Consider the following 8675-nt stretch of genomic DNA (forward strand, 5'->3'; position numbering starts at 1 on the left):
GGCGCCCAGACCGCTCGATCGGCTTTGCGGGAGCTATCTAGGTGTGCCGTCTGCGTCATGCGCCGACGGTACGGACTGAAACGACTGCCAATCCCAGGCATAGCACTGCCAAACGCTGCCAACCGAGTGTTGCGTTTTGTGAGACATTGCCTCAACTGGATTTCGTGGATTCGATAGCCGACAGCCAGCTATAGATCAGGATCGGCTAGTCGACGCGGACGAATTCTGTGAACCGCTCGCCGTTTTCGGACCGCCACGTGACTTGGACTACGACATCGAATCGTTCAGGAAGAACAGCTCTGTCGTGGGGATTCGGGATGGCTCTGGCCGAACCAACGAAGACCCGCCGTTTGCGTAGTAGTTCGACACAAAAATACAGGTAGCACGGCGGTCCCCACGGTAGGGAGAGTCGATCTGCGCGATACCGCGGAACTGTTGGCGCCGTCTCGAAGACTCGGTCGGAGACCGTGACGCTGACCTCGTACGCGGTGCTGACTCCAACGTTGGCAACGTATGCGTATTGGGGGTCGCTGTCGCATCGACCGGCCTGCACCTCGCGCACGACCGACTCGATCGAGTGGGCTGAGTCGAGCCAACTTGCCGTTCCGAACGCTCTTTGTAGGCAGCGACACTGATCTTGAGAAGGGTGACTGCCGCCAACACCAACAACAACACCACCAACAAGGTGAACGGAGGCCACGGAGCGAACGCGACGAAGGTCACCGCTGCAAGAAGCAACGGTATTGACGCGACCGCCTTCCCAGTGCCCACAAGCAGATCGTAAGCCGCTTGCCAACGCCGATGACAGTGTTACCGCCGGATTATTGGCGACCGGCGCTACCTCGACGACAGCGCTGACCATAGCCTCGTCGGTGCATTGAGTCTGCGCTTCATCTACCTCGTTTCATCTACCTCGGTCTCATCGCAGCCATCGCCCACCGCACCGGCCACGCAGACATCCTGGTCGAGCAGATAAAGCCCCCATCATGAGGTCATTGCGCCCACCGCCGCCGGCCACCGCGGAGGCCCGCCGCTGGCTGGCGAGACCAGCATCGGAGCCCTAACCGATGAGACCGAGCGTCTCCTGGATTGCCGTGGACTGGCCCGCGTCCATGTCGCCGGTAACTCCCTGGGTGGTTGGATGGCCATCGAACTGGCGCGTCGCGGTCGCGCCATCAGCGTCTGCGCGCTGTCCCACGGTAAGGGCAACAAGGAACGCCGAATACCTTTCGGCAGAGAGCTTCTCGACGTTTTGGAGCAATATCTGAGTAGCCGCGCCTCGCGCTTCCCCCAGCAACGCAAACGTTCACCTAGCACGGATGTGTTCACCAGCTTCTCGGCGAAGGCTCCACTCTTTCTCGGTGCCGATGGTGAGCGGATCATCCGCGGGACGCTGCAATACCGGATCCTGCGAGCCTTCAAAAAGACCGGCGTCAACAGCGAGCGGCCATCCGGTGCTCTGGTGCACGGGCTGCGCCACACGTTCGCCACCGAACTCGCCAATGCGAACGTGAGTGTCTACGCGTTAATGAAACTACTCGGCCACGAATCGATGATCACCTCACAACGCTACGTCGATGGCGCTGGTGCTGACACCCGCTCCGCCACAGAACTCAACCCGCTCTACGGCCTCATATCTGCTGGAAAACACGAGTCCGAGGAGCCTAATAGCAACGCCACCAACGACTTTCGTGCCAGATAATCTATGTTACGGCGGGCGGCCTGCTGCATATCACCAATCATGTTGCGTGGCACCATATTTCAGACTCAGTGCGAACACCGATAATTCGACCACTTGCGCCGTGCCACTCCCCCAACGGTTTTTCGCGGCGAGGTCAGAGACGGCCCCCCTGTAGTTGTGATTCATCAGATGAATCATTCTGCGCTGCAGAGTATGTGGCCTTATTGCGTTCCGGCCAGCGCTGTGCGTCTCGATTGAGGTGGCGGTTGTCGCAATCTGTGTGGCGTGCCGACCAGATCGGATGCGTACAGCCGCGCGGTCAGGGGCGGCGTTCGGCAGTGAGCACACCCAGCCAGTCGTCGGTGGAACACCACGGTTGTCCGTTTGGGGCGTATCGCTTGGCGAGTTCGGGGACTCGTGCGTGGTCTCGGACGTTGAAGCCAACCATGTCGAGTGCGCGTGTTAGTTGGGTCAGCGATAAGGCAGTACGCCAGGGTTCGCCGCGGCGACGTACCAGGCGCGCAGTGCGGCGTGCACCCACGAGTGGGTGTGTCCCGGTGATGATCTCGGGGTCACCGTAGTCGGTAACGAGAAGACTTCCGCGTGCACAGATGCTGTTGAGATCGGCCAGAGTGCGATCGATCGCGGTTCGCGTGAGGTACACGGATACGCCTATCCATACCACGAGGCACGGTCGGGTCGGGTCGAATCCCGCCTGGTGCAGACGCTCGGGCAGACGATCGGATTCGAAATCACACGAAACCCAGTTAACCCGCGGGTCGACAGCTCGGTGCGCACGTTGCAGGGGTCGTCGCTTTTCCTGTTGGGTGGTGGGTGCGTCGACCTCGAAGATGGTGGGCCCGGCATGGGTGATGGGTGTGCGCAAGCTGGTGGTGTCGAATCCCGCGCCCAGCAGGACGATCTGGTCGATACCCGCCGAGATAGCCTGCCGGAGAACATCATCGGTGTAGCGGACGCGCAAGACGATATAGATATGTAGGCCGGGAAGGTAGCCGTCGAGGGCACGCAACATCGTGCGCGCGATGGCCGGTCTGGCCAACAGCGGTGCGTATCGGCCAGTGAACAGCCTCGAGTCCGGGTCATCGAGCAACCGACGATGAGGCGGTTGCAGCGACTCCGCGGCACGCTGGATCGCACAAGTCTGGGCGGTCAGGCTAGCTGCTCGATCCCGGCGACGGCGAGGCATAGCCTCAACCTATCGCCTGCCGGCCAGAAACCGCGCATGGGCGCCACTCACGCGAAGGCGATGGCGGTGCAAATGGCTGCGACCCACACGATGCTGAGTAGTTGTAGGACGCGGTCTTTCAGAACGATGTCCTCGGGTTCACCGGCCATCCCGCCGTCGACGTCTACGGCATAGCGCAACATCGCGATCGTGATCGGGATCATAGAGATGGCAAACCACGACCCGGAGTGATGGTCGCGCTCAAATGCCCAGAGCCCGTAGAACACTATGGTGGCGGTGGCTGAAGTGGTCCATACAAATCGGAGGTAGGTGTCGGTGTAGTTTTCCAGGGCTTTTCGGATCTTGGCGCCCGTGCGTTCGGCCTCCCGTCCTGCGAATCGTCGTACGCCGCTGTTGCTGACGGTATTGTTTGGATACGGAAGACCTAGGGGAAGAGATGAAGCTTCGAGGCAAGCTGGCGAGCAGGTTGCTTCGTTCTGTACTGGCGGACACTGGGTTGGCTACGCGGACCTCGAATGCTCAAGGATGGAGCGCACCCTGCGCGCACTGAAGAACGCCGCCGAAGAACCACAGGCCCATCGGCCACATATGTAGTACGCATCGGACTGCCGCCCTTCGCCCACCCGTCGTCCACGCTTGTTTCTTTAGATACGAGACAGGCGTTCGGAAACGAGGACTGCACCGGAGAGCTAGCGGGGATCTACATCAGGGTCGTGATACAGAAGGGATGTCCAGCCGGGTCGATGAGAACTCGCCACTTGTCTGGCTGTGGTTGAACGTCGGCCTTCGCGGCTCCGCAAGCTACGATGCGCGCTTCTTCGGCATCGAGGTCTGTGACCGCAAGGTCGAGGTGGAGCTGTTTGGGCACAGTGCTCTCTGGCCACGTAGGGTGCACGTGGCCAGTGACCCGTTCGAATGTCAACAAGACTCCCGCTCCGTGTAGGACGACGAGCTCGTCAGTGGACAGTGCCACTGACAAGTCCAGGACGACTTTGTAGAAGTCCGCGAGCGCGATTGGGTCCTGACAATCAATGGCAATTGCGCCCAGGCGAGCGTTCCCCATCCCCGAGCCCCTTCCTCTTGGTCGAGCTGGAGGTCCGGTCAGCGCTGACGAACCTGCCCCCACCCTCGCTCACACGCTACGTATTGTTTTGGTGGAGTTTCCTCTAGGTAGCGACGTATCGCGTTGGGAGCGCTACTAATTCGATCGATACGGATCGTACAAACCACACCGCCGACAACACATCGTCCCGTGGTCGGAAATTCGCCTCATCCCATGGTCGCAAGACCCGCACCCCAGGAAGCTGGCATATCGCGCTGACTCAGCTGCAGGCGGACGCGCTGGCCACCGCCGGACACTGAACTCGCCGCCGCAGCGCAGTCAAGGACGTGATGGGCACGGCCGAACCCCCAACGAAATGGCGTCTGGTGCGACAGGATGTGATCGGCCCCGTTTCTCTACAAAAGAGGCAGCCTGCTGAACTCAGCATTTTCGCTTCGGCCCGTGCCCTAGGCGGTTGGGTGATGGATACCGTCTCGACGAACGCGTGGTGGCTCGACGAAGCATCGGTTCCGGACATGGACGGTGGCTGGCGGCGAACGTTCGATGTATTAACGCAAATCCCCTGTCGTCATCCGTTCATGCCTTCTGCTGGTTCGGATTTCCAGTCGATTGAAGCCGTAACGTTGGCCCAATCGCTTGCCTGCCAATCGGTTGGAGTGCCTGCGAGGAGGTCGGTGAATCGCTCGCCGGGGCGGGTGTAGTAGTCACTGTGACGACCGAAGATCGTGTGGGCTTCACCGGAAGCGCTGAGCTTTTCTGCGGCGTATTCGCGTACTGCATTCGGCAGGCGGTAGCGGCAAGCGCCGCGACGCTGTTCGACGCCGATGAGAGCGGTGGCAACGAGCTCGGCCAGAGCCCGATCGAAACCGTTGCCAGCGTCATCCCAAGCAACCGTTCGGGCGGCATCAACGGTGAACGCCCCGCGAAACACCGCCAGGCGCCGTAGCAGCAGGTACGCCGACTCCGAACAGAGGCGATGCGACCACGCCACCGCGAGCAGCGCAATGTGCTCCTCCCGGACTCGTTGGTGAGCGCTTCCTAACAGACGGCGAAAACACTCCATGATGCTGTCGTGGACTTCGCGCAGCGGCATAGCTCCTACGCGGGCAGCGGCCAGCTCCATAGCTCCGGGAAGGCCGGCAAGCCGTCGACACAGCTGATCGATGACGTGCTGGTTCTCATCGGTCAGTGGGGAGCCGCCGACTTGGCGAATGCGCGCCGCGAACAGATCGGCCGCATCGGCGGCCGGCAACGGCGCCACCCGCCACACCACCTCCTCAGCTGCGCCGATCGCCTCGGAACTAGTGACCACGACTCTCAGGGCCGACCTAGCGTGGCGCAAGGCAGTTATGAGCTCTTGGCAGCCGCGCAGTACGTGTCCGGCGTGATCGAGCACCGCCACCATTTCTCGATCACCGACCGAGTCGATCAACGCGTCGATCGCTGACTGCTGCGGGCGCACCCTCAGGCCTAGCTGGCAGGCCATGGCGGTCGGGACTAAATCGGGATGGCCAACGATCGCGAGATCGACGAAACCGGTATCGAAAGACGCCTGCTGGCGCACTCGCTCAATAACCTCGCGCGCCACACGGGTCTTGCCGACACCGGGAGCCCCAACAAGGGTCACCAGCCGGCTCGCGGCCACGACAGGTAGTAGCTCACCCACCTCTTGGCGCCCCACCAACATCGCTGGCTGGGCAGCTTCACGCTTTCCGTAATCCATGCTCTAAGGGTGCTACCCGCAGCGCTGCTTAACCTCAGCCAAATGGCGCATCTTCGCCACAGTTTCAGCAAGAGGGCATCGAGGGCTGTGAACACAAGCACGTAGAGCGGCATCCACCAGATCAGCAAGCGGGTCATGACCAGGTAACGGCAAGAGCCGTGGCTTGAGTTCTGGACTGCATCCGTCCAGACCTAACACAGTGGTAGTTCGATTTCGACGTCTTTGAGCCTGGCGCCGACGACGGCGACGGCGACGGCGTGTCAGAATCCGGGCTGTGCCGGATTGGACTTATGCGCCGCTTCGTCGGCCTGCGGCGTTGTTGCTCGGTGAGCGCCGCAGCCAGGTTTGGGCGCTGCGATTGCTGGCGGCATTGATCCGCTACACCGGCGGGCGGCGCTGGATTCCTTTGGTTTTCGATCACCCGGCTGTGCCGGCGCAGTGGGTTGGCCGGTTCGGCGCCTCGGTCCCGCCGCGGATCGCGGTGGAGGCTATCGCGGTTCTTCCCGTGCAGGGCGCCTCGATAATTGAGATCAACCCGGTCGGTGTCGATGACGTCGCGACCGTGCGTCGCGCGGCGGCCGGCCGCCGGTGCCGGGTCACCGCGGTGGCCGACAGCGCCCAAACGTGTGCGGCGATCGCCGGCGGTGTCGACGCCGTCAGCGTTGGCGATCCCGACGGCCCCGTTGTGCGGTTGAGCGGCGTGGATTTGGCGCCGGCGGTGTCAGCGCTCGCCGATGGCTCGACTACGGTGCTGGCCCGGCCTTCGGTGCTGGTTGAGGCCGGGCCGGGCTGGTTTAACCGGGTGATTGAAGCGGCCACCCTCACCTCGCCGGTGCCGTCGTTGCGTTGCAGCCTCGCCGCCGGGCCGCGCCGCTGGCCCGATTGGTTCTGGGCCTCGCTGACCGGGCTGGGGTTGATCGTGGCCGGCTTCGGTGCTGGCGTGATCGCGTTGGGCCCGGTGCTACTGGGCTATGACCGCGCCTACTTGGGTCAAACTGTGGCCGATCTTCATCGGCTCAACCCGCATCTGGTCGGCTTTTTGCAGCATGATCGAATCACGATGGCCGGCAACATGGTCGGCATCGGGATCCTCTATCTCGGCGTGGCTGCGGCGATGCGCCAAGGCCACCGGTGGGCGCGGCGTGTTCTGCTGGTTTCGGGTGCGGTCGTCTTCGGCAGCTACTTCTATTTCCTTGGCACCGGCGGGTTCGTGGAGCCGCTGCACACGGTAGTCGTCATCGTGCTGTTCCCGACGCTGGTGATGGCGGTGTGGCGGCCGCCCAGCGAGGTGCATTGGCCGCCGGTGGTGGAAGGGCCTGAGGCGCAGCGCCGCCGGGCGCTATTCGGGCAGCTGGTGATGGTCGGCGTCGGCGCAGGGCTGACGGTGGCCGGCGTGGTCATCTCCGTCGTCGGATTCACCTCGGTGTTCGTGCCCACCGACCTCGGCTTCATGGGCACCTGCGCTCATCATCTGCAGGCGGCTGACGCGCATCTGCTGCCGTTTATCGCTCATGATCGGGCGGGTTTCGGCGGCGCACTGATCGGGGCGGGGCTGGCTGTCTTGTTGATCAGCATGTGGGGTTGGCGGCGGGGCCAGCGCGCGGTGTGGTGGAGCCTGCTATTGGGATGTGCGTGCGCAACCGCGCCGGTCCTTATCGTCCACTTCGCAATCGGCTACACCGATGTCATCCATCTGCTCCCGGTCTACGTTCTCGTCGCCGCGGCTATCGCGGCGCTCGCCTTGTCGAAGGGTTACCTGACGGCGCGGCTGGACGTCGAATCGACCAATCCGGTTGAGGGCACGGCGGGCAGGCGAAAAGGCGTTGCCGGCTAACTGTAGGAGGACGCCACGTTAGTGACGCCGCTCGTTAGCCGCGATGCTGGTGGCTGGCCGCCTGCTCCCGAATGCGGTCGGTGGTAGTTGAAGTGGATATTCCAGACTTTTAGCGCTTGGGCCCGTTGCCGCTCGAGGTCCAGGTGCGCGCGTAGAGGAACTCCTCGGCCAGGATCCGGTGGTACCTCTCTACTTTGCCGTTGTGGCGCGGCGTGTAGGGCGTAATGAGCTGGTGTCGGGCTCCGTGCAGGACCCGAACGAAGTCCTTGGCTCGATAGCAGGCGCCATTGTCGGTGACGATCCGCTCGATGTGGGCGATGCCATGGGCGGCAAACCTGGATGCGCATGCCCTTGAGATCCCCATTTCGGCGGCGACGTGTGCGATGGGACGATCTGCGCATCGCGCTACGAGGCGTCGGCGTCCTTCGAATGACAAGGGGGCGCTGCGATGTGACACGTTGGGGTCTCCTGTATCTGCGACCGGGCGCGGTTCACGCCGTGGGTTGAGGCTGAAGGCTGAGTTCACGCACTGAGCGGCTGCTGAGCGGGGCGAGCGCTGCGACTACGAAACCGACCCCCGCGTAAAGCGCGATGCTGGTTGGTCCTAACCATGCCGCGGCGGGTCCGACGAGTAGCTGCCCGACGGGGACGCACGTGTACGACAGCAGATCGTTGTACGCCGAGGTTCTTTACGGTGGCCAGTATTGCGTTGGCACGCGGCAGTTGGGCGGGCTCAACCAGCTCGGGCACGATGCCTCGCAGCGCGGGTGAACCCAGCGCCTCCAGTGCACCGTTGACGAACTGCAGACACGCTACCGGTGCAAGTTGGTAATGGCCGGTCAGCAAGACAGCGGCGACGAGGCCTTGGGTCAGGCCTGCTCCCAGATTCGTTGCTACTAAGAGGGCCCACCGCGGCCAGCGATCACCCATTACCCCGCCCACCAGCAACAGACTCAGATGCGCGGTGACCTGAGCGGCCAACACCACACCAAGGTCGCTCATGTGATGCGATGCCTGCAGCACGGCCAGGCTCAGCGCGACAGGTGTCATCGCACTACCGGCCAACGACACCGCCCTACCCAATACGAAGCAGCCGAAGGGTGACTGGATTGCGTTTCGAGGCACCGAGAGTGGCATAGCCAGACAGCATGGCCAGCGGCGCGATAC

At 62.8% G+C, this 8675-nt stretch carries 6 protein-coding genes and 3 pseudogenes; 2 read left to right on the forward strand and 7 right to left on the reverse strand.

Annotated elements, in window-relative coordinates:
* Window positions 1–994 precede the first annotated feature (994 nt).
* Entirely contained in the window at window positions 995–1702 is a 708-nt protein-coding gene (locus A9W96_RS07025; protein ID WP_082972078.1) for an alpha/beta fold hydrolase, read from the forward strand.
* Window positions 1703–2000: 298 nt separating this feature from the next.
* Here the strand turns inward: A9W96_RS07025 and A9W96_RS07030 are convergent, their stop codons facing one another.
* The 4 genes and pseudogenes from A9W96_RS07030 to A9W96_RS31265 form a co-directional block, all read right to left on the reverse strand.
* Window positions 2001–2888, reverse strand: a complete 888-nt coding sequence (locus tag A9W96_RS07030) for a class I SAM-dependent methyltransferase (protein WP_067138595.1) — start codon at window positions 2886–2888, stop codon at window positions 2001–2003.
* Between the two features lie 47 nt (window positions 2889–2935).
* A pseudogene (locus tag A9W96_RS07035) lies at window positions 2936–3250 on the reverse strand (decaprenyl-phosphate phosphoribosyltransferase); the annotation flags it as partial.
* Between the two features lie 338 nt (window positions 3251–3588).
* The gene (locus A9W96_RS32085) at window positions 3589–3951 is read right to left on the reverse strand and encodes a VOC family protein (RefSeq protein WP_067138597.1); all 363 of its coding nucleotides are present in this window, start codon (window positions 3949–3951) and stop codon (window positions 3589–3591) included.
* Between the two features lie 568 nt (window positions 3952–4519).
* Window positions 4520–5674 (reverse strand): hypothetical protein, encoded by a 1155-nt coding sequence (locus tag A9W96_RS31265; RefSeq protein ID WP_156765140.1) that lies wholly within the window; start codon window positions 5672–5674, stop codon window positions 4520–4522.
* Window positions 5675–5948: 274 nt separating this feature from the next.
* Between A9W96_RS31265 and A9W96_RS07055 the strand changes: the two genes are divergently transcribed.
* Window positions 5949–7508: a hypothetical protein gene (locus A9W96_RS07055; protein ID WP_067138602.1), complete on the forward strand. Its 1560-nt coding sequence runs from the start codon at window positions 5949–5951 to the stop codon at window positions 7506–7508.
* On the opposite strand, the pseudogene A9W96_RS30215 reads toward A9W96_RS07055, so the two are convergent.
* From A9W96_RS30215 to A9W96_RS33245, 3 genes and pseudogenes are all read right to left on the reverse strand, one after another.
* Window positions 7505–7842: pseudogene (locus A9W96_RS30215) on the reverse strand (integrase core domain-containing protein); the annotation flags it as partial. The gene A9W96_RS07055 and the pseudogene A9W96_RS30215 sit on opposite strands and share 4 nt — an antisense overlap.
* 51 nt (window positions 7843–7893) lie before the next feature.
* Window positions 7894–8034: pseudogene (locus A9W96_RS33240) on the reverse strand (hypothetical protein); the annotation flags it as partial.
* Complete coding sequence (locus A9W96_RS33245) at window positions 8031–8645, reverse strand: MFS transporter (protein ID WP_082972079.1); 615 nt, start codon at window positions 8643–8645, stop codon at window positions 8031–8033. The gene A9W96_RS33245 and the pseudogene A9W96_RS33240, both read right to left, overlap by 4 nt.
* Between the last annotated feature and the right edge of the window lie 30 nt (window positions 8646–8675).

Source organism: Mycobacterium sp. 1245852.3 (assembly GCF_001669335.1).
Lineage (GTDB): Bacteria > Actinomycetota > Actinomycetes > Mycobacteriales > Mycobacteriaceae > Mycobacterium > Mycobacterium europaeum_A.